General features: G+C 32.4%; 18 protein-coding genes and 1 pseudogene. 10 read left to right on the top strand and 9 right to left on the bottom strand.

Translation table 11 applies throughout. The features are described 5' to 3' along the window. Positions 1-166: 166 nt before the first annotated feature. Together CBE70_RS06595 and CBE70_RS06590 are read right to left on the bottom strand one after the other, a co-directional pair. Complete coding sequence (locus tag CBE70_RS06595; RefSeq protein WP_100158712.1) at positions 167-1,414, bottom strand: nucleoside permease; 1,248 nt, start codon at positions 1,412-1,414, stop codon at positions 167-169. Positions 1,415-1,498: 84 nt separating this feature from the next. Next, on the bottom strand, positions 1,499-2,317 hold the full coding sequence (locus tag CBE70_RS06590) for a purine-nucleoside phosphorylase (protein WP_100158711.1): 819 nt from the start codon (positions 2,315-2,317) through the stop codon (positions 1,499-1,501). 204 nt (positions 2,318-2,521) lie between these two features. Between CBE70_RS06590 and CBE70_RS06585 the strand changes: the two genes are divergently transcribed. Together CBE70_RS06585 and CBE70_RS06580 are read left to right on the top strand one after the other, a co-directional pair. After that, complete coding sequence (locus CBE70_RS06585) at positions 2,522-3,718, top strand: ROK family protein (RefSeq protein ID WP_100158710.1); 1,197 nt, start codon at positions 2,522-2,524, stop codon at positions 3,716-3,718. Between the two features lie 273 nt (positions 3,719-3,991). Continuing rightward, positions 3,992-4,876, top strand: coding sequence for a helix-turn-helix domain-containing protein (locus CBE70_RS06580; RefSeq protein ID WP_100158709.1), 885 nt, complete (start codon positions 3,992-3,994; stop codon positions 4,874-4,876). Here CBE70_RS06580 and CBE70_RS06575 read toward each other — a convergent pair. The 5 genes from CBE70_RS06575 to CBE70_RS06555 all read right to left on the bottom strand — a co-directional run bounded on the left by CBE70_RS06575 (position 4,870) and on the right by CBE70_RS06555 (position 13,828). Continuing rightward, entirely contained in the window at positions 4,870-6,126 is a 1,257-nt protein-coding gene (locus CBE70_RS06575) for a Zn-dependent hydrolase (protein ID WP_100158708.1), read from the bottom strand. The genes CBE70_RS06580 and CBE70_RS06575 overlap by 7 nt on opposite strands. Before the next feature lie 449 nt (positions 6,127-6,575). Further along, the gene (locus CBE70_RS06570) at positions 6,576-8,012 is read right to left on the bottom strand and encodes an HlyD family type I secretion periplasmic adaptor subunit (protein WP_100158707.1); all 1,437 of its coding nucleotides are present in this window, start codon (positions 8,010-8,012) and stop codon (positions 6,576-6,578) included. 18 nt (positions 8,013-8,030) lie between these two features. Continuing rightward, positions 8,031-10,154 (bottom strand): type I secretion system permease/ATPase, encoded by a 2,124-nt coding sequence (locus CBE70_RS06565; RefSeq protein ID WP_100158706.1) that lies wholly within the window; start codon positions 10,152-10,154, stop codon positions 8,031-8,033. A gap of 68 nt (positions 10,155-10,222) precedes the next feature. Further along, positions 10,223-13,303 carry an RTX family hemolysin gene (locus CBE70_RS06560; RefSeq protein ID WP_100158705.1) on the bottom strand — a complete coding sequence of 1,027 codons (3,081 nt, stop codon included), beginning with the start codon at positions 13,301-13,303 and terminating at the stop codon, positions 10,223-10,225. 12 nt (positions 13,304-13,315) lie between these two features. Then, positions 13,316-13,828: a toxin-activating lysine-acyltransferase gene (locus tag CBE70_RS06555; RefSeq protein WP_100158704.1), complete on the bottom strand. Its 513-nt coding sequence runs from the start codon at positions 13,826-13,828 to the stop codon at positions 13,316-13,318. A gap of 538 nt (positions 13,829-14,366) precedes the next feature. Between CBE70_RS06555 and CBE70_RS06550 the strand changes: the two genes are divergently transcribed. From CBE70_RS06550 to guaD, 4 genes are all read left to right on the top strand, one after another. After that, complete coding sequence (locus tag CBE70_RS06550; protein WP_100158703.1) at positions 14,367-14,927, top strand: TetR/AcrR family transcriptional regulator; 561 nt, start codon at positions 14,367-14,369, stop codon at positions 14,925-14,927. 43 nt (positions 14,928-14,970) lie between these two features. After that, complete coding sequence (locus CBE70_RS06545) at positions 14,971-15,396, top strand: DUF417 family protein (protein WP_100158702.1); 426 nt, start codon at positions 14,971-14,973, stop codon at positions 15,394-15,396. A gap of 300 nt (positions 15,397-15,696) precedes the next feature. Next, a complete protein-coding gene (locus CBE70_RS06540) occupies positions 15,697-17,073 on the top strand; it encodes a YadA-like family protein (RefSeq protein WP_100158701.1) in 1,377 nt (458 codons plus the stop codon). A gap of 269 nt (positions 17,074-17,342) precedes the next feature. Next, positions 17,343-18,716: a guanine deaminase gene (gene guaD / locus CBE70_RS06535; protein ID WP_100158700.1), complete on the top strand. Its 1,374-nt coding sequence runs from the start codon at positions 17,343-17,345 to the stop codon at positions 18,714-18,716. A 688-nt stretch (positions 18,717-19,404) separates the two neighbouring features. On the opposite strand, the gene rclR is transcribed toward guaD, so the two are convergent. Further along, positions 19,405-20,274 carry a reactive chlorine-specific transcriptional regulator RclR gene (gene rclR / locus CBE70_RS06530; protein ID WP_100158699.1) on the bottom strand — a complete coding sequence of 290 codons (870 nt, stop codon included), beginning with the start codon at positions 20,272-20,274 and terminating at the stop codon, positions 19,405-19,407. Between the two features lie 227 nt (positions 20,275-20,501). On the opposite strand from rclR, the gene rclA reads away from it, so the two are divergent. After that, on the top strand, positions 20,502-21,827 hold the full coding sequence (rclA, locus tag CBE70_RS06525; RefSeq protein WP_100158698.1) for a reactive chlorine resistance oxidoreductase RclA: 1,326 nt from the start codon (positions 20,502-20,504) through the stop codon (positions 21,825-21,827). A 509-nt stretch (positions 21,828-22,336) separates the two neighbouring features. Next, on the top strand, positions 22,337-23,191 hold the full coding sequence (locus CBE70_RS06520; RefSeq protein ID WP_100158697.1) for a helix-turn-helix domain-containing protein: 855 nt from the start codon (positions 22,337-22,339) through the stop codon (positions 23,189-23,191). On the opposite strand, the gene CBE70_RS06515 is transcribed toward CBE70_RS06520, so the two are convergent. Beyond that, positions 23,170-23,961, bottom strand: coding sequence for a helix-turn-helix transcriptional regulator (locus tag CBE70_RS06515; RefSeq protein WP_100158696.1), 792 nt, complete (start codon positions 23,959-23,961; stop codon positions 23,170-23,172). The genes CBE70_RS06520 and CBE70_RS06515 overlap by 22 nt on opposite strands. Positions 23,962-24,395: 434 nt before the next feature. On the opposite strand from CBE70_RS06515, the gene CBE70_RS18690 reads away from it, so the two are divergent. Then, positions 24,396-24,671: a helix-turn-helix domain-containing protein gene (locus tag CBE70_RS18690; RefSeq protein ID WP_408634003.1), complete on the top strand. Its 276-nt coding sequence runs from the start codon at positions 24,396-24,398 to the stop codon at positions 24,669-24,671. Between the two features lie 119 nt (positions 24,672-24,790). Next, positions 24,791-26,149: pseudogene (locus tag CBE70_RS18485) on the top strand (beta strand repeat-containing protein); the annotation flags it as partial.

Below are 26,149 nucleotides of genomic sequence, written 5' to 3'. Positions count from 1 at the left end.
TAAAAGCATACTTATTTTATTCGGTTTTATGTTAAATTTCTTTTAAAAACGAACTTGGTTTAAAAAAAGATAGATGATTTAATAATGTTTTATATTGAGTGAGGTGAAAATGATAACAAACCAATAAAGGCTTATTATCATTTTAAAAGGAATGTATATAAATTAATTATGAAAAATCTTTTTTATAATTACTAACTTTATTTTCTTTAAATGCAAATATAAATACAATAGCAAGTATAAGTGTATAGGATGCAAAAATTAACCAAATAGATTGCCAGTCTTTCATTCCATTGACTGTAAAATGATCAACAACCATACCACTTAAAATAGAGCCGGCGTATGCACCAACGCCATTGACCATGGTCATAAACAACCCTTGAGCACTGGCTCTTATTTCAGGATTAACTTCATTTTCGATATAGATAGAACCTGAAATATTAAAGAAATCAAATGCACAACCATAAACAATCATTGAAAGCATTAGCAATACAAAACCCCAAGGGGATGGATCGCCATAGGCAAATAATCCAAAACGTAAAGTCCATGCAATCATACTAATTAACATGACTTTTTTAATACCAAAGCGCTTTAGGAAAAAAGGAATTGCTAAAATAAAGGCAACTTCAGCCATTTGTGATACTGATAATAAAATTGATGGATATTGAACAATTAAACTATCGGCAAATCCAGGATTTTTAGCAAAATCATGAATAAAAGGGCTACCAAAAGTGTTGGTAATTTGAAGTACCGCACCTAATAGCATGGCAAATAAAAAGAATACTGCCATTATAGGTTTTTTGAATAGAACAAAGGCATCTAATCCTAAACGAGAAGCCCAAGAGGTTGATTGTTTATGCTGAGTTGTTGGAATTTTAGGTAAGCAAAATGAATAGAGAGCTAAACAAAGAGAAGCTACTGATGCAATATATAATTGTGTGTTACTGAGTTCTAATTTAAATAAACTCACACACCACATGGCGATAATAAACCCTATCGTACCGAAAACACGAATAGGGGGAAAATGGGCAACAGAATCTAGTTGGTGTTTATTTAAGCAAAAATAGCCAATTGAATTTGAAAGCGCAATGGTTGGCATAAATGCTAAGGCATTAATGAACATAACCCAGAACATGATTGTCGGATCAGTCACTGATGCCGCAAAGAATAAAGCAACAGCGCAAATAAGATGACAAATAATATATAAGCGATTTGCAGGAATAAATTTATCGGCAATGATACCTAATAAACCAGGCATAATCAGAGCAGCAATGCCTTTAGATCCATAAACTAATCCAACTTCAATCCCAGTGAAGTTTAATGTTTGCATCATGTATGCACCTAGGGTAATTAACCAACTTCCCCAGATAAAATATTGCATAAACATCATGCCTTTGAGCTGTATTTTTATACCCATAACAATCTCCACTGTTGGGGATATTGATTTCAGTGGAGCATAGGCAGCTATCTATTCTCCACTTTTTCTTTTATTGATAAAAAGTTATAAGCGAGCAATCACTTCACTGATCAGTTTTAAGAAGGTTGATTTCACACGTTCTGCGGTTTCAATAACTTCATCATGGCTAAGAGGCTGTTCTAAAATGCCACAAGCCATATTGGTTAAGCATGAAATACCAATGGTATCAATACCTGAATGGCGAGCAATAAGTGCTTCTGGAACGGTTGACATGCCCACGGCATCTGCACCTAATGTTCTTATCATGCGAATTTCTGCTGGTGTTTCATAAGTTGGCCCTGTCCACCATGCATAAACACCTTGACGCAAGGTAATATCCTGCTCTTTAGCAATATCAATAACAATTTGGCGCATGGCTTTGTTATAAACTTCACTAACATCTAGAAAACGAACACCTAATTCAGGGTTATTTGGTCCAATCAGTGGGTTATTTGCAGTTAGGTTAATATGATCCGTAATTAGCATCAGATCACCGGGATTAAAATCTGTATTTACCGCGCCACATGCGTTAGTGATAATCAGCTTTTCAACACCTAATGCTTTCATTACACGGACAGGAAAGGTGACTTCATCGAGTGATACACCTTCGTAGTAATGAAAACGACCTTTCATTGCAACAACCGTTTTTCCTGCAATTTTACCAATCACTAATTCATTAGCATGCCCCACAGCCCCAGACGCTGCAAAGTGTGGAATGGTGTGATAAGGAATGTGTACGGCATCTTCTAATGTATCGGCAAAAGGGCCTAAACCTGATCCTAAAATGATCCCTATCGTTGGTTTTTCTGTGGTTCTAGATTGAACAAATTCTTTTGCTTTATTAATTTCAGAAATCTGATGCATGACTCTCTCCTGTGTAAATCGTCATTACGTTTTAAATAGTGGTTGAGAGTACTTTGCCTGATAAACAGAAATGAACAACTCACTTTTTCTCATTTTGAGATTAAGATCATGTTGTTTGTTTTGATTAAGGAACTATTGCTTTTTTTACAGTAAGATAGCGATATCCCTCTTTTGCTAATCAATAATTTAATAAAGGACGTTGCTATGCTATTGAAAAATTTAAAAGAACTTCAGTCTTCTAAGACTTCAAAAGCATTGAAACTTAAAAGCCTTTATAAATTAGTGGCAGAAAATGGGCCGATAAAAACAGAAACATTGACTGAGTTGGCACAAATGAAGCCTGCTACTTGTGCTCGACTACTGGACGAGTTAAATGCTCTTCAATTAATTACAACAGCAGAATTAGGTGAATCAACGGGTGGGCGAAAACCTATTTTGTATAATATTAATACTGATGGGGTGTTTTTAATCGGTATTGAACTAAGTAAGGTCTATTCAACCATTGTATTGATGGATCTAAAACTTAATATGTTAGATAAAATTAAAATATCACCAGAGCCTTACTTATCTGCATATGAGATGACAGATAAGCTATTACCTAAAGTTGATGCCTTGTTATTAAAAAATAACATCAGCTATGAAAAAGTTTTAGGATTGGGAATTTCTATTGAGCATGTTGTCGAACATCAATTGGCTTCAAAATCTCTCGATGAAGAATTTTGTGAATTAGAAACGCTATTACGTAAAAAAATTCCTACGTACGTTACTGTGGGAAGTGGTGTTCATTTTGCCGCTTTAGCTGAATTTCGTTTATATTACCGCCAAAAAACACAACGATTTTTATTTACTTCTTGTGATACCGAAGTAAGAGGGTGTGCCATTATTGGTAACCAGTTTTTAACTGATACCTCAGCGACTATGAATTGTTTTGGTCATATGACAATTGATGTAAAAGGGCTATTGTGTGAATGTGGCTCTTATGGTTGTTTAAATACATTGTGTTCTTTAGATGCCATAAAAAATAGTATCATTAATCAAATAAGACGAGGAAAGCACTCTTTATTAACTTCTCTGGTCAGTACTGATGATGAAATTAACTATCACACTATTTTTCAAGCAATAGAAATGCGAGATCCACTGTGTATTGATGCACTAGAAGAAGCGGCTTATTACTATGGGCTTGCTATTGCAAATACGATTTTAATGCTCCAACCTGATATTGTTGTTTGCGGCGGAACATTAATACCTAAATATACGTTTTTTGATACCGTTAAAAAAACGATTGAAACTAAACTCGCACTTTTCCCAAATATAAAAACAGAAGTTTATCCAGCAAGCCACGCTTATGAAATAGTTTCTCAAGGTGCTGGTGCAATGGTATTAGAACATTTAGTTAATTAAATAATGAAAAAGGCGGTGTAACATCAATTACATCGCCTTTTAGTTTTTTATTGTTGTTTGTTTTTACTGCTTTAACCCTGGTGAGGTTACCTGCTAGGAAACAGGTTTATTGATATAGACTAACTTTTTACTGCAAACTTCTTTTATTTACTTCATTGTGAGGAAGGTGATTCTTTTTATTTTTGGTTTAATTTAAACTATCTGAACTAACGTCTTATTGTTGTTCCGTTACTTTACCCTGGTACTTTGTGCATTTGGGAGCCAATTATAAATATGCCTTACATACCTAGAGAAAAAATAGATTATCAAGCCATTGGCTATCGCTTGCGTGCTTACCGTATAGCCTCTTCATTAAAAGCTGAAGATGTAGCAGAAAGCTTGGGTATTTCTCGTGCTGCTGTATATCGATTAGAAAAAGGCGAAATTGTTAAAATTGAGACACTTGATAATCTTGCTAGATTATTAAATACCTCGTTAACCAGTTTGTTGGGTATTAATACTGAATATTATTCAAGTGCAAATGGCTTTTTTGAACGAATGCGCCAACTTGAAACTCAATCTTCACATATTTACACCCACTTCGAACCTTTCTCTTACTTATTAACCTCAGATTGTTATGACAAAACATTGGTTGAAATGCTAACAGAAGCATCACCTTTAAATCTTTTGTCTGAAAAACAACAAGAAGTTTTGTCTATTTTAAAAGAGCGTAAGAAACATCAGTCCTTACATTCACCTCATATTTATAACCTTATTAGCCAGCAGCAAATTGAAAAATTTCTTTATGTTGGCATGCTTGGTTCAGTTAATTTAACTAAAACACTGCAACAAGAAAGAAAAGAACGAGCAAAAAATGAAATTCTTCATTTAATTGAAAAGTTAGAACAAAAAAATAGTTATCTTAATATTGCAATCATTTCAGATACTATGCCGTCTTTAACTTTCCAATTATTCTATCAAGACAAAGTTCCTCTTTCTTTAGCCGTTAGCCCGTTCCGTTTAGGGGAATTCCCTAATGTCAGTACGGGCATTGCTACTGTAACCTCTTCAACTGAGGCGATATTTCAATATCAATCCCTCTTTGATAAATTATGGTTAAAAGCAACCAAGGGAGATGATGCTATTAATCTTTTAAAACAAATAGTTAGCCATTATTGATTAGCTAATGTGCCTAATGTTTCTGCTAATAAATCTGCAGCGACAGCAATATCACTAAATTCGGTAAATTCATCAGGGTGATGACTAATACCCGCAACTGAAGGGGTAAAGATCATCGCGGTTGGATAAAGTGGCGCCATATTCATTGAGTCGTGGCCTGCACCACTTAGCATTGTCATATAGCTGATATCGTGTTTTTGGCACAAGCTTTCAATAACTTGGCAAATTGAATCATCTAGTTTGACTGGCGATTCAGCAGAAATCGGTTGAACATCAATAACGACACCAAAATCTTTTTCTGCTTTTTCCACACTATTATTTAGGCGCTGTACAACACGTTGAATACTGTCAGTATCAATGCCACGAATATCAACAGAGAATTTTACTTGCCCTGGAATGACGTTCATGGAGTTAGGCACAACATTGAGTTTACCCACTGTACCTACTGTGCCATAAACGGCTTCAGTACATGCTGCGCGGTTGATATCGGTGATAATCCCCGCACTTGCCACTAGCGCATCTTGACGTTGATACATAGGCGTTGCACCAGAGTGATCCGCATGGCCATTAACAGTGACTGAAAAACGAGTTGGCGCCGCTATTCCATTGACAATACCAATGGTTTTTTTGTCATTTTCAAGGCGTTTACCTTGCTCAATATGAAGCTCAACAAAGGCACTAAAACGATCTTTTGTGATTACGCAATTATCAAAGTTATCATGCTGATAGCCTAAAGATTTTAGAACTTCAAAGAAGTTATTACCGTCATCATCTCTATTTTGTTCCCAGCGAGCTTTATCTATTTTTCCTGTTAATACCTTACTGCCAATACACGAAAAGCCAAAACGGCTAGATTCTTCCGCACGGAAAACAACAAGTTCAAGGTCACGTTTAAGTTGTTGTGGTTTGTATTGCATTAAGGCATAAAACCCTGCAATAACACCCAAAGCGCCGTCATAAGCACCGCCTTGAGGAACTGTATCAAGATGAGAGCCTGTACCTACTGCGGGTAGTGAACGATCTTTACCTGGTAAACGTGCGTAAAGTGTACCAATACCATCACGATAAACTTCAAGACCTGCTTCTTTCATTAAACCAGCAAGGTACAGATGCGCGGCTTCATCTTCTTCGCCATAAGCAATACGAGTGATCCCCTTGCCACTGTTATCTTTTTTATAAATTTGCATTGTTTCAATTAATGCTTTCATATCATCAATTGAATAATGAGTTGCCGTATCTTGTTGAGTCATAAGAGAATTCTCCCGTGGTTTCTGTAATATCTTTTTGTCTAAAAAATGAGACAATTTAAGGATTAAAAAAGCCATCTTCAAAGATGGTCACTATTTTTATAATCATTGCTTATTATATTTACTGCTGAAGCTATATTTCGTCAATGATAATTAAGGTGAATTTCATATTTTGTGAGACAGGTATTAATTAAAAAGAGATATATAGCAGGGGTATTTCTTAAATGAACTTAAATTGTATGATAAATGTTATAAAAGAGATCGGTTTTATTTCAAATGTATCAGGATTTATATTTATGTAATATAAATTAATATTTTATTTTAATTATTAAAAATGAATAGGGGAAGATAGATGATACATTTAAGAGAGAAGATAGATAAATGACGCCTCTATATTTTAGAAAGCGTCAATTTATTATATTTTTTATATCGAAAATAATGATAAATATAAATTATCGTTCACGTAAACTCTCTTTTACGGATTCTTCTAGAGGGCTGAGAAGATAACTTATTACGCTCCGCATACCTGTTTTAATTTCAGCAGTTACGGCCATACCTGAACTTAATGGAATATTTTTATTTCCAATTGATAAGTTATTCTCTTCAATAGAAATAATAACATTAAAAACAAGCCCTAATTGTTGGTTTTCTATAGCATCTAAATTGATATTCTTTACTTTACCAACTAAATAACCATATCGAGTGTAAGGAAAAGCTTCTACTTTAATAATAACGTCTTGTCCAACATCAATAAAACCAATATCTTTATTCTGTACTAATGCAGTGACTTCCAATGTATCATTTTCTGGCACTATTATCATTAGTGTCTCAGCGGTTGTTACAACACCACCTTCTGTATGTACTTTCAATTGTTGAACTTTCCCAGAAACTGGTGCCGTTATTACTGAAGCTTGTTGACGTTGTTCGTTTTTTTCTAATTCTAGTGCTAATAACTTAACACTATCTGTTGTTTGCCGTATTTTATCTAAGATTTCATTTTTAAATAACTGAGTGACTAGTTGATATTCTTCTTTTGCTAATAAAATTTCACTTTCAATCTGCTCTAATTGAGTTTTATAAACACGTAACTCATTTGCGGCCTCAAGATATTTATTTTCCTGCTCAAGTACAGCATGTTTTGAAATAGCTTGCTTTTGTAATAAGTTCTTAAAATCATCTAAACGACTCTTTTCAATTTGTGATAATTTTTCATAGCGATTTATGCGTGCAAGTATTGTTAATCTTTCTGCTTTTTTCTTATCTAAATTTAATTCTTTTTGATATTTCTGATTTTGCCAAGTTGAAAATTGTTCTTCAATTAAAGATGTTAAACGTAACATTTCATCTTCAGAAATATTTTGAAGATCGGGATCATTAGGTAATTTTATTTCTGGTAATTTATTTGATTCAATTGATTTAGCCAGTATTTGATAACGAAACTGTTCCAACTTCGCTTGTAGTAATGACGATTGCGATTTTAATGTATCAGCTTCAGCGCCTAATGCTGTAAGTTTTAATAATACATGACCTTTTTTAACTAACTCACCTTCTTTTACCATAATTTCTTGAACTATCGAGTTTTCAATAGGTTTTATTTCTTTACTTCGCCCGCTTAATGCTAACTTTCCATTTGCAGTGGCAACAATTTCAACTTTACCTAAAATTGATAAAATAATAGCAATCACTAAAAAAGCCATAATAAAATAAGCGATTAAACGTGGGCGCTTAGATACGGGAGTTTCAATTAATTCCAAATGTGCAGGTAAAAATTCATGTTCATCTTTTTCACGTATAGGCGCATCTAATTGTTGGCGGATCTTCCAAGTTTCACTCCAAACTACTTTATAGCGTAAAAAAAACTTATAAACACCCATTAACCATGTTTTCATATTATTCTTCTCTTTTTATTAATCTGATTGTAATTGATGTAAATAGTGATATAGGCTTTCAGGATCAGAGAGAAGTTCCTTGTGTTTGCCTTGTTCGATAATTTGTCCTTTTTCCATGACAATAATACGATCCGCATTTTTTACTGTAGATAAACGGTGAGCAATAATAATGACAGTCCTACCTTGGCAAATTTTGTGCATATTACGCATAATGACATGCTCAGATTCATAATCTAAAGCACTGGTTGCTTCATCAAAAATTAAAATCTTGGGATTGTTGACTAACGCTCTCGCAATAGCGATTCGTTGGCGTTGCCCGCCAGATAATCCCGCACCTTGTTCACCAACAATTGTGTTATAACCTTCACGTAATTCTGAAATGAAATCATGAGCACCAGCTAATTTTGCAGCATAAATAACTTTTTCTACTGGCATACCTGGATCTGCCAACGCAATATTATCAATAATACTACGGTTAAGTAGCACATTATCTTGTAATACAACACCAACTTGACGACGTAACCAGTTGGGATCGGCTAGTGCAAGATCATGTCCATCAATAAGTACTTGGCCATTTTCAGGAATATAAAAACGTTGAATTAGTTTAGTTAATGTACTTTTTCCTGAACCTGAACGTCCAACAATACCGATGACTTCGCCTTGTTTAATATCTAAGTTAATATTATTTAGAATAATTGGTGCATCAGGTTTATAACGAAATCGAATATTACGAAACGAGATATCGCCATTAATTTCAGGTAATGCTAATTTACCTTGATAACTTTCCGTAGGATAATTAAGTACATCACCTAGGCGAGTTACAGAAATACCGACTTGCTGAAAGTCTTGCCAAAGTTGAGCGAGACGGATCACTGGTGCAACAATTTGTCCTGCTAGCATATTAAAGGCAATTAATTGACCAATACTTAAATCACCAGAAATAACTAAATGTGCACCTAGCCAAAGATTAATAATCATAACGGCTTTTTGTATTAATTGGATCCCTTGTTGGCCTATAGTTGCTAATACCGTTACTTTAAATCCTGCTGCAACATAACCCGCTAATTGTTTATCCCATATATTTGTCATTTGAGGTGAAACAGCCATGGCTTTAATTGTGTTAATTGCTGTTACAGACTCAACTAGAAAAGATTGATTATCTGCATTACGAGCAAATTTATCATCTAAACGACGGCGTAAAATCGGACTAATAAAAATAGACCAGGCTGCATAACAAGGTAGTGAAAATAAAATCACTAACGTTAATTTTGGGCTGTAATACCACATTACAGCAAAGAATATAAATGAAAATAATAAATCTAAAATGGAGGTTAATGCTTGACCAGTTAGAAAATTACGAATTTGATCTAATTCTCTTACTCGAGCAACAGTATCACCTACACGACGGCTTTCAAAATAAGAAATAGGTAGTGCTAATAAATGCCGAAAAAGTTTTGCACCAAGTTCAACATCTATACGACTTGTACTATGTGCAAAAATATAAGTACGTAAACCACTTAATGTAATTTCAAATATGACTACGACAGCTAATGCAATAGTAATAATATTGAGTGTTGAGAATCCTCTGTGTACTAAAACTTTATCCATAACCACTTGAAAAAAAAGTGGTGTAATTAAAGCAAATAATTGTAAAAATACAGAAACGACTAATGTTTCAATAAATATTTTTCTGTATTTAATAACAGCAGGAATAAACCAAGTAAAATCAAATTTTGCTAATTTACCTATGACAGATGCTCTTGAGGTAATTAAAATAACTTTATCTTGATATAATTCACAAAATTCATCCTGAGTAAGAACTCTTGGATTTCTCTGTTCTAAATCATAAATTAAATAACGATTTGAGTCTTTACTTACTTTAGTTAAAATAAAATGTTTTCCATCTTCACGCCAAATTAATGCTGGAAGATAAATAAATTCTAATCTGTCTATTGTTTTTTTTACTGGCTTTGCTTTTAATTCCAGTGATTTTGCTGCAAGTAGCCATGACGTTAAGTCTAATCCTTTTCCATTAATATCAAATTTATGTCTAATTTCTTCAGGATTAATAGCAATGTTATGGTATTGGGCTAATATTTCTAATGCATATAGCCCATAATCATTTTGGTTATTAAAATCCATAGTGACTCCAAAAAAATAGCAATCCTATTTGACATAGTCTAATAAGATTGCTATTAAAAATTAAAATATTATGCTACTGATGGAGCTAAAGTTATTGAGCTACTATTATAAGAAATATTTATTCCACTATTAGGAGTGGTTAATAATGGGAGCTCAGCAGGTCTTTCTTTATTAGCCTCAAAATTACCAACAGATAAAATTATTTTATTAATCTCATTATTTAATGGATTTAGGTTATTTTTATCTGCATAACGGCTTAATGCATTATGCCCATACACATAATCAAGGCGATTATTGCGTTGGTCTTTTAACGCATTTTCAAGAGATTCCGCTGTAATTACCCGACCATCTTTATCAAAGAGTTGTTCTATTTTATAGTTAGAAACACCTTTTTGGTCTTTTTTAAACCAATTTTTAAATGTAATACCATTTTTATTACCAATTGAAATGGCATTATTTTCCGCTTTATACATCACTAGGTCATCGCCTTCTTGTTTAAATACAACATCTGTGAAGTCAATACCGAATAAGCGAAGTTTATCGTTATTTCCACCCTCATCTTCGATGATATGATGACCATATTCAGCAAAGTAACGGTAGATATCATCACCATAACCACCTTTTAGAACATCATTTCCTTCTCCACCATCAAGTAGATCAACGCTTTCACTACCATATAATTTATCGTTACCTTTACCTCCTAATAGTACATTGTAATTTGTTTTATTACCTTGTACTTGTAACTCATCGTCACCATCTCCGCCACTTAGGTAATTATTACCTGTACCTCCTACTAATTGGTCGTTGCCATCGCCACCATATAATCGGTCATTACCGTGCCCACCTCTTAAAGTATCATCGCCATCATCACCATATAAACGATCGTGACCGTCATTGCCTTCAATTGTGTCATTACCTTTGGCGCCATGGAAAATATCATTGAATTTACTACCGCGGAAAGTATCGTTACGGTCACTACCAATAATTTCTTCCACCGAATGCAAATTATCTACTGCTTTTAAATCTTGAGAATAAATGTGTTTAAATTCATAATGGCGATATTGTGTTTTTTCAGTTCTTTTTCCAACTGAAACTTCTTGTTCCTTAACTGTTTCTTGTAAGATCTTAACGTCACCACCCAGCAGTCTCGTAACGGTATACTGACCTGCTTCAGTTGCTTTTGTGCCATCAATAGTTAAATAGCCAGTGTCTGTTTTATCATAATAAACAGTATCGTGACCGTTACCTGCAAAAACATCGGCAGAACCTGCAGCTAAGAAAACTTTGTCATCTCCATTACCTAATTTTGATTCAATACGAATTTCACGATATTGGTTATTTCCAATACCTGCATGCTGGATTAAGTTAGAGTAGTCATATACAGCATTTTTATTTTGGACTCCTTTTACTGTCCATTTATCAACACCGTTGACTAACAGTTCTGTTACATATTGATATTTACCGGATTGTTTTCTGTGACGAATTTCTTCACCTGGTGTTAATAGGGGAGTGACAAATTTTAGTAATGATGAATCCTTGATATCAGATAGATCAATATTTCCTTTTAATGGATCAAATATCTTTTTCTCAAATTCATCAGATTTTTTTTCTAGATGTTTGCCTTCTTTGTAGTAATCAACATAAGCTTTGCCACTAAATACTCTTTCCCCATTTTTAGTGACACCAGCTAATTCACCAATCAGTTCATCCCAATGTTGTTGTGTGATAAGAACAGATAATTCAGTAGAATGCTCTTGGCCATATTTAGATAATAATTCGAAGTTATCTTCTAAAAATGCAGAGTGGCGGGCATCATATCCATTTTCAAAATAGTTTTTGCCATGTTTTTTCTCCCATTCTGCAATGGTATTAGCCATTTTGTTTGCAACATGTTCAAACATAGACTGTTTTGATGCTTCTAAAATACCAGTAATAATACCTGATACAGCACCGACTAATGCACTTATTGGGGCACCAACAAGACTTGCTGTTGCCGCTGCACTGACACCCGCAGACACAGAATTTAATACTGTGCTAATAGTTGTTAATGCTGCATCAATAGCACCCGTTTCTTTACGGAAAGCAGCAAGTAAGCTATCGCCTTCGTAACCAAGTTTCTTAAAGCGTTGAGCATATTCTTCAATTTGGTTTGCTCGCTTAAATTGATCAGAAATAGCTAAGAATGATAATGGACTAATTGCGAGTGAAACAGCCGAAGCAATTAAACCTGCACTTGCTGCTGTAGTTGATAATCCTTGAGCAACACGTTGTGCGAGGATATATTGAGAAACAGCTTTTCCTACATTACCTAATATTTTGGTTGTCAATTCAACACCAGCAGCAGCTTTGGTGCCTGCATCTGCATCTGCATTACTTAAAATGAAACTTGCTGAAATAGCGGATAAAATCCCTGAAACTGTATCTAATCCTGTACCTAATTTACCAAGATCCGGTAAATTTTGTAATTTATTACCAACACCACTTAGGTGTTTTGTGTTAGATAGAACACTACCTAAATTATTTAATTGTTGTGAAAAAGCATCAATATTATTATTGAAGCTTGCAGCTGTATCTACAAGTTGACTAATAAGGTCGATACTTGCTTTTGCTAATTCAGTTGAGCTGACATCTTCACCGTTTTTTTGTTTTTTGATTAACTCATGTATTTCCATTGATGACAGTGCTGTCCCTAAAAAATTTTGAAGGGTTGATAATACACCTCCAGCTTTACCTAAGTGACTTCCTAGATTTTCTGCACTTCCACCAAGTTTATTACCCACGTTTGGATATTTCTGCAACAATTTATCTAATTGTGGTGCAAATATAGCGACTCCTCGTTCTGTTAATCCAAGCAATTTTTCGCCTGTACCAAAGAGTTGTTTGGCTATCGCAGTAGCATTTTTTTCTTCATACTGAACTTCAATACCAAGTTCATCAGCGGCTTTAACTAGATCATTCAGACTTGAACCTTGTCCTTGATAATCTTTAGGTATCAATAAAATAAGCTTATCACCAGCTTTGCGTGCTTGACCTGCTGCTTTTTTTAACGCGTCTTTTGTTGATTGTCCTGCGGACTGTAATTTTTTCGTCGCTGATTGTTTAGCTGATTGAAGCGATGTTTTAATTTGAGTGGTTGTTATTGTTGGCATTATAATTTACCTTTAACTTATCAATGAAAATTTAAAGTCGGGATAGTTTTTAACTTCAGTTATTAATTCATGGTGATATTGTTTAAATATTTTATTTGCCAATTGTTTATCTATTTTACCTCCGTGAAATTCTGACACTTTACCAACCTGAGTTTCAGGATCTACTCTGATTGCCCTAAATAATTCATTAGGAAAGTTTTTTCTCATATATTTATATAGTGCTCCGTTATCCCCAAAAGGGGCTATCCAATCAATGAACCATTTACGATCACCAGAAGTCCAGTCCTCTGCAATTAAAGAAGTCACATCATTTAGATATTTAACTTCATTTTCTAAATTTAAATTAGCCCAGCTACAATATGCGACAGGGAAACCATCTCGAGTTAATAAAGCATATTGGTTAGCTTGTATTGCGGGTAATACATTTATTGCGAATAAAGATACAGGCCAATTTCTATGTAAAGGGGAACTTGCCCATAACCATACAATATGACCAAGAATATCTAATGAATTATTTCTATTCATTTTTTTTCCATGAAATATGTTTGATTTATAGATTTGGATAATAACTTTTCCGCGATTCTATAAAAAAAATAAAAATGAAAAAATGGAAAATTTTACGATTTAATATTTTTTTAATATAAATTTAATTTTTCTATGGAACAAAAGATTTTATACCGCAATTTGTTAAGATTTTGTAATTTCTGTGTATCTGTTTAATTTTTTTGTTTTTTGTGTTGTTGTATTATTTTGTTGTTTTGGTTTTATTTTTTTTGTTTTGTTTTTTCTTGATCTCTTTTTTCTTACATTTTGTTTTCTTTTTTTAAACTATTGTTGTTTTTTTAATAGGTGTGATTTATTTTTTATTGACAGTCTACCTTCTGGTAGGTAGATTTTTTATTTAAATTTAGGCTATATTGTTTTTTATGGAAATAAATTTGAGTAATTAACTTTTTGAAATCACTATAAAATAGAATTGCTTTGATGATGTGGTTTTATTTCTCTAATAATAGAAAATCACATTCTATGTGATAGCATTATACTTATAATACAAGGATTATTAATGACAACATATGATAAGATATTGCATCAGGCTAATATACTTATTCAACAACGAGGTTTTTTAGGGTTTAGTTATGCTGATCTAGAGAAAAGAATAGGTATTAGGAAAGCAAGCATACATCATTATTTTCCAAGCAAAATAGATTTAGGATTAGCATATTGTCAATATAAAAAAGAGGGATTTATCCGACTTGAAGGATCTTTATATAATATACCCTCTGGATTACAACGATTAAAAACGTATTTAAATGCTTTCTCTGATTGTGCAAAGAAAGGAGAAATGTGTGGTGTCTATGCGATGTTATCTGATAGCCATCAATTCCCATTAGAGTTGCAAGAAGCCGTTAATTTATTGGCTGATTTTGAATTAAATATATTGAAGAATATTTTAATTTTTGGTCAAGAGAATGGTGATATTCGGCTTTTTTCTGCAGCTAATGAGTTAGCTGTAATTGTTTGTTCTTCATTGAAAGGAGCATTAATGCTTAATCGAATACCGCCTCATAATGCTTATTTTGAAACAGTAAACATATTACTTACGATGCTTGATTCAAAGCAATAGAGTTATCGTTATCTCATCATTATTATCATTTTTAGAGGTTTTAATGAAAAATTTTATTAAACGTTTTATTAATTCAGATTACGATATCGTTTTTCTTCGATTATCTGTCATTGGCATACTCATGTTATTTGGTACTTATAAATGGTTTGATTTTGAGGTAATGGCATTAGAACCTCTTATATCTAAATCTTGGTTGAATATTTTATATACTTTATTTGGTGTTTATGGAGGAAGCTATTTCCTGGGTATAGTAGAAACCCTCACTTTTCTCGCTTTAATTACAGGCTTTTATAAACCTGTGATTGGTATGATGGGAGATATCATCGTTATTGGTATTGGCGTTATTACTCTCAGTTTATTACCCCAGTTAGGAAAAGTTGATAGTTTTATTATAAAAGATATTCTTCTCATTGGTGCTGGTATCGTTTTACTTAAATATGATTTAAAACGTCACTTAACGATTGGTTAATAGATGTATTAAATATAAAAGTATTCTAATTAAATAAATAATTATATTTTATACACTCAAACTTAATAATTATGATGTTAGTTTATCGCGTGATTATTTGTATTGGTATTTCTATTAGGGAAATTAAATAGACAATATACGATTTAATAAAAACAAATAGTTAAATATAAATTAAAAATATTTAATGTATTTTTAAGTTAAATTCTTGACAGAGTTCTATTGAAAAAATAAAATCCGCCACCTTATTGTTCTAGTCATTTTTTATTTTCATTTACACTTATATATAATGGGTTTGTGATCATGAAGAAAACATTAATTGCTTCTTTAATTTTTACTTCTTGCGTAGCAAATAGCTATGCCGCAGATGCAACATATAATGCAGGTACTAATAGTAAAGCAAACAGTAATTATGCTACTGCTATTGGTGTATCGGCGAGTGCAACAGGAAATTCATCGTCTGCAATAGGTGCTAATTCATCAGTTAATGGTCATAATTCTGTTGCTATTGGTTCATTTAGTAAAGCTTCAGGTCATTCAAGTTTAGCAAATGGTGCTGCAAGCGAGTCAGCAGAAAATTCTACAGCGGTTGGTGCTGTTGCAAAGGCGACAGGAGAAAACAGTGTCGCTTTAGGTACTTCTACATCATCAAAAGGCCAAGATTCCATTGCTATTGGTGCAGGTGCTCATTCTGATATGGAAGGTGCTATCTCTATTGGATCTGATAGTCAGGCTATGCATATGGGAAGTGTTTCTATTGGCCATGCAAGTACTACTGATAGAGAAGATTCTGTCTCTTTCGGAAATGAAAACATGACAAGACAATTAACGAAAGTTAAAGCAGGTACAATGGATACTGATGCTGTAAATGTAAAACAACTGAAAGATCATACAGCAACAGAAATCACAAATAATAATAAAGTTATTAACCAACGCATGAAGGAAGTTGTGCAATTAGGGCAAAAGGCGGCTAACAACGCTGAAAGAAATGCAAATGACTATACAGACAGTCAGATAAATAAAAATAATATGGAGATTAATCAAAATATTGAAACTTCAAAAAATGAAGCGATGCAAGCTGGACAGAAAGCGGCTAACAACGCTGAAAGAAATGCAAATGACTATACAGACAGTCAGATAAATAAAAATAATATGGAGATTAATCAAAATATTGAAACTTCAAAAAATGAAGCGATGCAAGCTGGACAGAAAGCGGCTAATAATGCAGAAAAAAATGCAAATAATTATACGGATAACAAAATCACTAAAAACAACATGGTGATTAATCAAAATATCGATAATACAAAAAAAGAAATCATTCAACTAGGTGAAAAATCTATTAATAATGTAAAAAAAGAATCAATTGCATATACAGATGCAAAATTTAACCAAATTGATAATAGAATAAATTCATCATTTCAACAATTGAATGATAGAATCGATGAAAATGCAAAGAAAGCTAATGCAGGAATTGCATCAGTTGCTGCAATGACTAATATTCCTTATGTAAATTATCAAAAGTTTAGTGTTGGTGCTGGGCTTGGTAATTATAGAAATGGGAATGCTGTTGCTGTAGGCATGCAGTATAAATTAAATGAAAATACACATGTTAGAGCATCTACATCATGGAATAGCTCAGATAGTGCAGTATTTGGTGGTGGTATTGCCATTGGTTGGTAATATGCTGTGATAAAATGATTTCTATTTAGAATAATAATTCTAAATTTGATCTTAATTGTAAGAGATTTAATTGTTTTTTGTACACTGCTGTTATGGTAGGTGACTGTTTCTATTATTATTATTATCTCTATTTCTTTCCCAAAAGTTGGGTTTCGATCCAACTTTTGTTTTTTTTATTTATAATTAATAGCGATGATGGGTATTAGGTTTTTCTCTAGTTTTAAAAAAGAGAAAATAAGGATGGTATTATATATTTTTAGGAGAACGTAATGGTTCAAAATATTATGTTTAGAGACTATGAAAAAGTAATTAAAGCAAAAGCTTTTACTTCATCTTCTGCAGAAGAGTTGCATTTTATTGAACATTCTCTTATTTGTATTGATAAATTGGGTTTTATTGCAAAAATTTATCATTCTAATGAAGAAGATTATTTGCCTCTTCTATCTTGGGCTAAAAATAATAATATTCTTCACGAACTTAAATCTGACCAATATCTATTACCTGGTTTTATTGATTTACATGTGCATGCACCACAATGGCCTAACCTTGGTAAAGCATTAGATCTTCCTCTGGATCAATGGTTACAAGAATATACTTTTCCACTTGAAGCTCGTTATTCAGATTTAGAATTTACTCGTAAAACTTATCAGCATTTAGTGCAAACATTATTAGAAAATGGGACAACAACAGCTGTTTATTTTGCGACTATTCACAGAGAGTCGAGTGTAGAATTAGGGCGGATCTGTCTTTCTCTTGGGCAACGAGCTTTAATTGGTAAAGTGGCTATGGATGATCCTAATTCTTGTCCAGATTATTATCGTGATGAATCAGCTGAAAGTGCCATTGAAGAAACTCATCTATTTATTGAGGATATAAAAAAATTACCTGGTAATGAAAATAATCAAATATTACCTGTTATTACTCCTCGTTTTATACCTAGTTGTACAACAGAGTTACTCAAAGGATTAGGAAAACTTGTACAAGAAACACATTGTCATGTTCAGACACATTGTTCAGAAAGTGATTGGGAACATAATTATGTATTAGAACGGTATGGTGTAACAGATACTCAAGCTTTAAATAATTTTGGCTTAATGACTCGTAAAACTATTTTAGCACATAGTAATTTAATTTCTGATGATGATATCAATATCATCAAAGCTAATTCAGCAGGGATCGCACATTGTCCTTTATCTAATTTCTATTTTGCGAATTGTGTTTTTCCTTTGCGTAAGGCGCTTAATCGACATGTTCATGTTGGATTAGGAAGCGATATAGCAGCGGGGCATAGCCCTTCAATTTTTGATGCTTGTCGTCATGCAGTTACAGCAAGTAAAGCGCTTAATGATGGTGTTAATTCACAATTATCAGCAGAACAACGAGGATGTTCTGGTTCTGAAATTACATTTAAAGAAGCTTTTTGGTTAGCAACAGGTGGTGGTGGTGAAGTGCTTGATTTGCCTATTGGTCAATTGAGAGAAGGATATTTGTTTGATGCAATGGTTATTGACACCAATGTAACGAGTTCTGATATTCTTATTCGTGAAGAAGACTCTAGCCATGATATTTTACAAAAGCTTATTTACAATACTCAGCGAATTAACATTACGGATATTTGGGTTGGTGGAAAAAAGGTTTATTAATTATCGAAAAAATTAATATAGAGTATATGCGATAAACATATCGATTTTTATATAAAAGTAATCCCAATTAATAGTTAATTAATTGGGATTACTTTTATATAGAGCGAAATAGAACTTTATAAATAATAGTGAAGAAAATAATATTGTAAATATATCGAATAGAACATGAATATTTTTATATTAAGTGAACAATAATTTTTAACTATTTTAAATATATATTATATGCAAGTGAAAGTAATTTACAAACGAGAATTGTTATCAATTAGGCTTTTCAGCCTGCTAATATATTCATTAAAATATTACTTAAGGGAATATCACAATATGTTGAAAAAATGTATTTTTTCCGTAATAAAACGCGTGTCATTACCTTGGTATCATCACTTCTTGCACCCAGTGTATTTCCTGTCATGGCAAACAATTATTTAACATTATATACCACTTGAGTGTCAGGATTAATTCAACCACTTCTTAATGTTTTTACTCAAGAAACTGCGATTAATGTAAATACAGTACATATTAATGCCGGTAAACAGCATTGTTAGTTACTCATAATGAAGATGAAGTTCAGTTGATGGTGAATAAAATTTGCCATTTAAAAAATAGCAAATTAAGTCAGGATGAAAAAAGAGATAAATGAAGCATTTATCTCTTATTCAAAATTTTATAAGATAAAATAAATAAAATATTTTTATGTATCATTGTCTTTAGTCTCAAGTAATTTTATTCTTTTGCGATATTCACCAGGAGTACAGTTAAATTCACGTACAAAAGCCTTATGGAATGATGATTCATTGGCATAACCTACTGATTCAGCAATCAACACTATGGGTAATGTTTCACGAGATAAAGTCTGTGCAGCTATTTGGAGTCGTAACATTGTTAATACAGACATCGGGGTGGTGTTCGATATTTTACGAAAAAGTTGTGCAAAACTAGCTCGTGACATATAAACCTGTTGGGCAAGCTCTTTAATTGTCCATGGGTGTGATGGATTTTCCATCATTTGTGAAATAACTAGGCCAAGTCGAGGATGTAATAGCAAATTGAGTAAATTCTTCTCCGTAGTAACTTGAGTTAGCCAATTACGTATTGCAAGTGTGAATAATGTAGAGCATTGCTGGCTACACAAGGCATCAGATCCTAGCATACCCGTATTAGATTCTTGTTGTAAAAAACAGATAACGTCCTTAAGCCAATAGAACTCTAAGCTATTATTTGATGGAGCTAAATATAGTACTTCAGGTAATGTGGTTAAAAAATGACGTGCTGAATGTTGTAATCGTAGGCTGCCACAGATAATGTGTGTTGGTTCATCTCCTAATTGATTTAAGCAATGAGCTGAATTATGAGGTAATAATACAATTCTTCCCGGTCTTAAGGTAAATGTTTGACCTGTCGGTGTTTTTATTCTTGCGGCACCTTGAGTGACAGTATGCCAGCGGACTACTGAAAATTCTCCTGTTGTATGATGAATTTTCCAGTTATCACCTAAAAGGCAATTTTTATCGATTGATCCTTCTAGTATATTCAGAATTAGTAAACGGCTAAGCGTATCCATATAAAGCTCCCGAATATCATATAGGATATGATGTTATATATTCTTCAATGAATTTTGATTTTTCATTATCATAATATTGATATTATTATTTTTCAGTATTTTTTATGTTGACTTCGATATTTTAGACGCTAAGACAAAAATAGTCATTTTATGGAAAATTCGTATTTCTTCTTGTTCAACTATCATAGAGTAAATTAAATACATATTTACTTATAGGTGGAATTAATATGAATAAATATCAGGCAGTGATTATTGGTTTTGGAAAAGCAGGTAAAACGCTGGCTACCACATTGGCTAAAACTGGATGGCGTGTTGCTATTATTGAACAGTCAAAGAGTATGTATGGGGGTACTTGTATTAATATTGGTTGTATTCCAACTAAAACATTGGTACATGAAGCGCAATTACATAAAGATTTTTCTTCAGCAATGCAACGTAAAGCTGATGTTGTTAAGTTTTTACGTAATAAAAATTTTCACAATCTTGCTGATATGGATAACATCGATGTTATTGATGGTCGTGCTGAGTTTGTTGATAGTAATACGATACTTATACATCAGCCTAATGGTGAGTTGAAAATAGTGGGTGAGAAAATATTTATTAATACAGGATCGCAAGCAGTGCTACCGCCTATTCCTGGATTAACCACTACTCCTGGTGTGTATGATAGTACGGGATTACTTGATTTGGACTTTTTACCAACACACTTAGGCATTCTTGGTGGTGGGTATATTGGAGTAGAATTTGCATCTATGTTTGCTAACTTTGGCAGCAAGGTGACAATATTTGAAACTGCACCATTATTTTTACCAAGAGAAGATCGAGATATTGCGGATGTCATTGCTAATATTTTGAGTGAACAAGGAGTAGATATTATTCTCAATGCTAATGTGAATAGCATAAATCGAAAGGATGATAAAATTCAGGTTCACATGACTCATGGTTTACAGGATGTTGATATATTGTTAGTTGCTTCTGGCCGTAAGCCCGCAATAGAACAATTACAGTTACAAAATGCGGGTGTAGCTGTAAATGAGAATGGCGCTATAATTGTTGATAAACATTTGCATACGACAGCAGATAATATCTGGGCAATGGGGGATGTTACTGGTGGACCTCAATTTACTTATATATCGTTGGATGATTTTCGTATAGTGAAAGATGAATTATTAGGCGATGGCAAGCGTAGTACAGAGCTACGGCAAAATATTCCTTATTCTGTTTTTATGACACCACCATTATCACGTATAGGAATGACTGAAGAACAAGCTGTGGCGAGTGGTGCTGAAATTGAGGTAGTTACTTTGCCTGTTGCCGCGATCCCAAGAGCTAGAGTCATGAATGAAACTCGCGGTATATTGAAAGCAATAGTTGATCGCCAAACGCGGTGTATTCTGGGGGCTTCATTACTATGTATTGAGTCTCATGAAATAATTAATATTATAAAAATAGTGATGGATGCAAAATTACCATTTACTGTGTTACGAGATCAGATTTTTACCCATCCTAGTATGAGTGAATCGCTTAATGATTTATTTTCATTAATAAAATAAGAAATATATTTATTTAGTTTGAGTTCATATGCTTTTTTTTATTGTTTACCACCCTCGTAGAGGGTGGTGTCATTAAAGAGTATATTATTAAGACTATTGTTATGAGAACAATATTTATATACTTAAAATTTAATAAATTGATAAAATAATAGAATGTTTCGATATTTTTTATTATTTCTTATTTTAATTATATCATTATTGTGTAATATATGTATTGAGCATTTTTTATTTTGGACATGACATTGATTAATTTTTTATTTTATCCATCTTTTAGATGGATTTTTTTATTAATTTAAATGAAGAATGTTGAGGCTGAAATATTTAATATTAAGCCACATTTATTAATGCATTACTGTCTATCTATAAAGATATTTTATGTTTTCTATCTTGTCGTTTTATTATTAGGCATAGTGAATGTTGCTTTTATGTTACAATAAAATTAAGTTTCTATAATAAATTTAGTTATGATAAGGTTGTATGATAAATATAACTGATAAATAGGTAGCTAATTGAAAAGTACCATAGTAAGAATAATTTTAGATTGGATAGAAGACAATTTAAGTAATCCATTATCTCAGGATGATGTAATAAATAAATCAGGATATAGTAAAAGACGTTTTCAAGACCTATTCTATAGTGAGACAGGAAATTCGATTGCTAGATATATTTTACTTAGGAGATTGTCACTTTCTGCAACTTTATTGAGGCTGACAAGTTTATCTATACTAGAAATTTCTGTTAATTATCAATTTAATTCACAACAAAGCTTTTCTAGAGCGTTTAAACGCCATTTTAAAGTTACACCTATGTTTTATAGAAAAAATCAATATTGGGATTTTACATATTATACTCCTTTACATAATTATTTTAATTTTAAAGATGTTACCTTTAAAGAAGTTTTTATTGACGTCACTGTTAATAAAGAAAAAGAGAGTTTTTTTTATGTTAATATTCCTTTTGATTTAACAGCAGTAGCAGCAAGAACTGGAATAGGGTTCAAAGATAAAGATTTAATAATTAAATTAAAAAAATTAATTACTCTGGATGAGGGTAACTATTTGAGTGTGTATTTTCGTTACGAGAAATCCTTATTAGTAAAAAATGTTTTAACTGTTTACAACTATTATGAAAATGTGTCTGATGTTGATTCATTTTTATCAGAGTATGGTGAAAAATATTATAAATTTTCATTTTTTGGTACTTGGGACGAATACTTTAATTTATCAAATGTTATCTATTATAGAGAGCTTCCTAAATTTAAAATAAAAAAGAGAGATGGATACGATATAGAAGTGTTTAATATTAAAGATATGAGTAAAGATAATAATATATGTTCACTAGATTATTTTATTCCTGTTTTGTAATTTTTTAACATTTTTTTCGGGGTTGATTTGTAGTATTCTTTAAATTTTTTTATGAAATATGATGTTGTTTTATAACCTAATTTATTTGAAATAGTATTAATATTTAGATTAGTTGTTGTTAATAAATTTATTGCATGCTCCATTCTTGTCTTTGTTAATATTTTTGTAAAGCTTGTTTTTTCTGTTTCTAGTTTTTTTCTTAGAGATGAAGTACCAATGTATAGTTTTTTACTAATATCTTTTATTGTCCATCCATAACTTAAATCTTCACTAATAATATTTGTTATTTTTTCTGTATATGAAGAATTATATATTTTGTATAGAAAGCTCATAATATTTATTTCTAGTCCAACTAATAAATAAGCTAGTTCCAATATTTGGCTATGCTCTATTTTATCGGATGTAATGATTTCATTATTAAAATTAATTTTTAATTTATTAAATAATAGAATATCTTCTGGTTGTGCTTTTTTTATTAATATATTGTTTTCAATGTTGTTTGTGTTTTCTTTTAGTTTGAATTTATTAGAGATCAGATTTATTTTTAATGCATCTCTAAGAACATCGCAAGATAAATAAAGTAAAATTGGCTTTTTTGTATTTGAGAAATACACATCAAATTTTGTATCTTTTGATATTAAAATAATGCTGTTTTTATCTATAAATTTTTTAGTGTTATTGGTTTTTATTTGTATTTCACTATCCTTTGTTAAAATCATGATATAATTTGATAGAGTTAAGTTTTTTAAATGAAAATAATAATCTTTCATATAAATAGACTCACTTTAAATTTGGTTGCAATGAAAAAATGATAATAAAAATATTAATTTTTAGTCTATTGTTTTATTTTAATAAATGAAAATACATTTATTGTCTTATGGCGTATTGTTGTATTTTTTTATCTATAAGTGTTATTTTGTCGCTGTATTAATGATTAATGATTAATGGATGCAGTAAGTGTCAGCGATGAGAGTATAACTTGGCTTGCATGAATACATTTTAACATTTTTGGCAATTTAATTAAAAATTAAGGTTATTTTTATTTTTTTATTTTTCTTGTATTTATTTAAAAAGTATAAGTTTTATTGTTTTGTTGTATTTTTTTCTCTTTTGATTTGATTCTAGCTGATAACTCAAGTGATACACTGAACTTAAGTGAAATTATCATTATGATATTTTATCTTCATTCCTCTGATGAATTTAGGTGTATAGCTTGAATATAGATTATGTAATAGGAAATGAGGTAAGAATTTTAAGAAAGGCCAGAAATCTGACCGGAATTAATATGTCAAAAAAAATGAACATAAGTCAACAGCATTATTCTCGCCTTGAAAGAGGTGCGGTTAAATGGTGTGTCTCTACTCTAGTTGATGTTTGTTTTATTTTGAATATTTCTATCCTTCATTTTATAAAATTATTAGATAGTAAAAAGAACATGGTTATTGATTGTAACTGTGAGTGTGTTGCAAAGAAAAACTAATAGTAAGGAGATATTAAGGAAAGAATACTATTTTATAAATAGTTTTTAATAAAGAATTTTTAAAGAAATGAGCACTTCTCTTAAGTTTAGAAGTTCTACTTTAATACTAGGTAATCATTATGAAATTTATCTTTTCTGAAAAAAATTCAGATACGCAAGTGCAGTTAACTCCTAATGTAAGGCATGTTATAACTGCAAAACCCAATGAAGTTTACCAATTGATTGATGCGGAAACAAATCTTTCACCAGTAGATATTAAGGCCATTCGTAAATCAGACAATCTTATTTTATCTAGTAAAGAACAAGATATTGAAGTTGTAATTAAAGACTTCTGGGAGGAGTGCAAGCCAGGAGAGGAACAGTGTTATGCAACTTTAAATGTTTTAGATCAAAATGGAGTAATGGGTGAGGCGACTATTACTCAAGATGGTCCGGTTTTAGAGCACTTAGTTGCTGGTGAAACAGGGACTCTTTCTGATAATGATGATGGAATTGGTCTATTTTTATGGGTTGCTGGTTCTATCGGTAGTGCATTAGCGATCTTTTTAGCTAATAGAAATCATGGGGGTGATAATAAAGGTAATGATGCCGATGTCACCGCACCAAGTAAACCTGGATTAACAGCTGAAGATGATGGCTCAGTGTCTATTGATTTACCAAAAGATGCAAATAAAGGTGATTCTGTAGATGTTACTTTTGAAGATGAGGATGGTAACTCAAATACTGTCACATTAGAGAAAGGCGATAATGGCTGGACATCTAGTCATCCAGATTTAATTCCTGATACTAATGGTGATCAGGTTACTATTCCAAATGATAATATAAAAGATAATAGTGATGTTACCGCAAGTGCAAAAGATCCTAGTGGTAATAAAAGCGATGAGGTTACTGTTACTGCAAAACCAGATCCTGTAACTGATTCTCCTGTATTAACGATCCCTGAAGTTACTGATGGTTATGCCAATGCAGATGAACTGAAAGACGGTTTACAGGCTGAAATCACACTGCCAGCAGGCACTGTGGAAGGCGCTGAAATTACGTTAACCATCACTCGTCCAGATAACTCCACTGAAACGATCACACATACAGTCACTAAAGATGAAGTGGCTGCGGGCAAAGTATCGTTGGATATTCCGAAAGATGTGGTGCAAAACGGTCAGAACAGTGTGGAGGTCAGTTTAACTCAGGGCAATAACCCGCCAAAAACAGGGAATAAAGTGGAGTTTGCCGTTGATGGGCAAATTCCGGGCGACACTGACGGGGATGGCGTTGTGGATAGCACTCCAGTCGTCACCATTCCAGAAGCGGCTAATGGTGTAAATGCTGATGAGCTAAAAGACGGTGTACAAACCGAAGTGACAGTGCCAAAAGGCAGTGAAGCCGGTGACACCTTGACGCTGACAATCACCAAACCTGACGGTAGCACTGACACCGTTGAACACACGCTGACGGCAGATGAAGTGACCGCGGGTAAAGCG

The organism is Proteus columbae, from assembly GCF_002777965.1.
Classification (GTDB): domain Bacteria; phylum Pseudomonadota; class Gammaproteobacteria; order Enterobacterales; family Enterobacteriaceae; genus Proteus; species Proteus columbae.
This window is presented reverse-complemented; position numbering and strand designations above follow the sequence as displayed.

Excerpts from the sequence above, each read along its gene's own strand:
- CBE70_RS06595 (WP_100158712.1), bottom strand. The coding sequence starts at position 1,414 with ATGGGTATAAAAATACAGCTCAAAGGCATGATGTTTATGCAATATTTT.
- CBE70_RS06545 (WP_100158702.1), top strand. The coding sequence starts at position 14,971 with ATGAAAAATTTTATTAAACGTTTTATTAATTCAGATTACGATATCGTT.
- guaD (WP_100158700.1), top strand. The coding sequence starts at position 17,343 with ATGGTTCAAAATATTATGTTTAGAGACTATGAAAAAGTAATTAAAGCA.
- CBE70_RS06555 (WP_100158704.1), bottom strand. The coding sequence starts at position 13,828 with ATGAATAGAAATAATTCATTAGATATTCTTGGTCATATTGTATGGTTA.
- CBE70_RS06570 (WP_100158707.1), bottom strand. The coding sequence starts at position 8,012 with ATGAAAACATGGTTAATGGGTGTTTATAAGTTTTTTTTACGCTATAAA.
- CBE70_RS06575 (WP_100158708.1), bottom strand. The coding sequence starts at position 6,126 with ATGACTCAACAAGATACGGCAACTCATTATTCAATTGATGATATGAAA.
- CBE70_RS06585 (WP_100158710.1), top strand. The coding sequence starts at position 2,522 with ATGCTATTGAAAAATTTAAAAGAACTTCAGTCTTCTAAGACTTCAAAA.
- CBE70_RS06550 (WP_100158703.1), top strand. The coding sequence starts at position 14,367 with ATGACAACATATGATAAGATATTGCATCAGGCTAATATACTTATTCAA.
- CBE70_RS06560 (WP_100158705.1), bottom strand. The coding sequence starts at position 13,303 with ATGCCAACAATAACAACCACTCAAATTAAAACATCGCTTCAATCAGCT.
- CBE70_RS06590 (WP_100158711.1), bottom strand. The coding sequence starts at position 2,317 with ATGCATCAGATTTCTGAAATTAATAAAGCAAAAGAATTTGTTCAATCT.
- CBE70_RS06515 (WP_100158696.1), bottom strand. The coding sequence starts at position 23,961 with ATGAAAGATTATTATTTTCATTTAAAAAACTTAACTCTATCAAATTAT.
- rclA (WP_100158698.1), top strand. The coding sequence starts at position 20,502 with ATGAATAAATATCAGGCAGTGATTATTGGTTTTGGAAAAGCAGGTAAA.
- CBE70_RS06580 (WP_100158709.1), top strand. The coding sequence starts at position 3,992 with ATGCCTTACATACCTAGAGAAAAAATAGATTATCAAGCCATTGGCTAT.
- rclR (WP_100158699.1), bottom strand. The coding sequence starts at position 20,274 with ATGGATACGCTTAGCCGTTTACTAATTCTGAATATACTAGAAGGATCA.
- CBE70_RS06540 (WP_100158701.1), top strand. The coding sequence starts at position 15,697 with ATGAAGAAAACATTAATTGCTTCTTTAATTTTTACTTCTTGCGTAGCA.
- CBE70_RS06565 (WP_100158706.1), bottom strand. The coding sequence starts at position 10,154 with ATGGATTTTAATAACCAAAATGATTATGGGCTATATGCATTAGAAATA.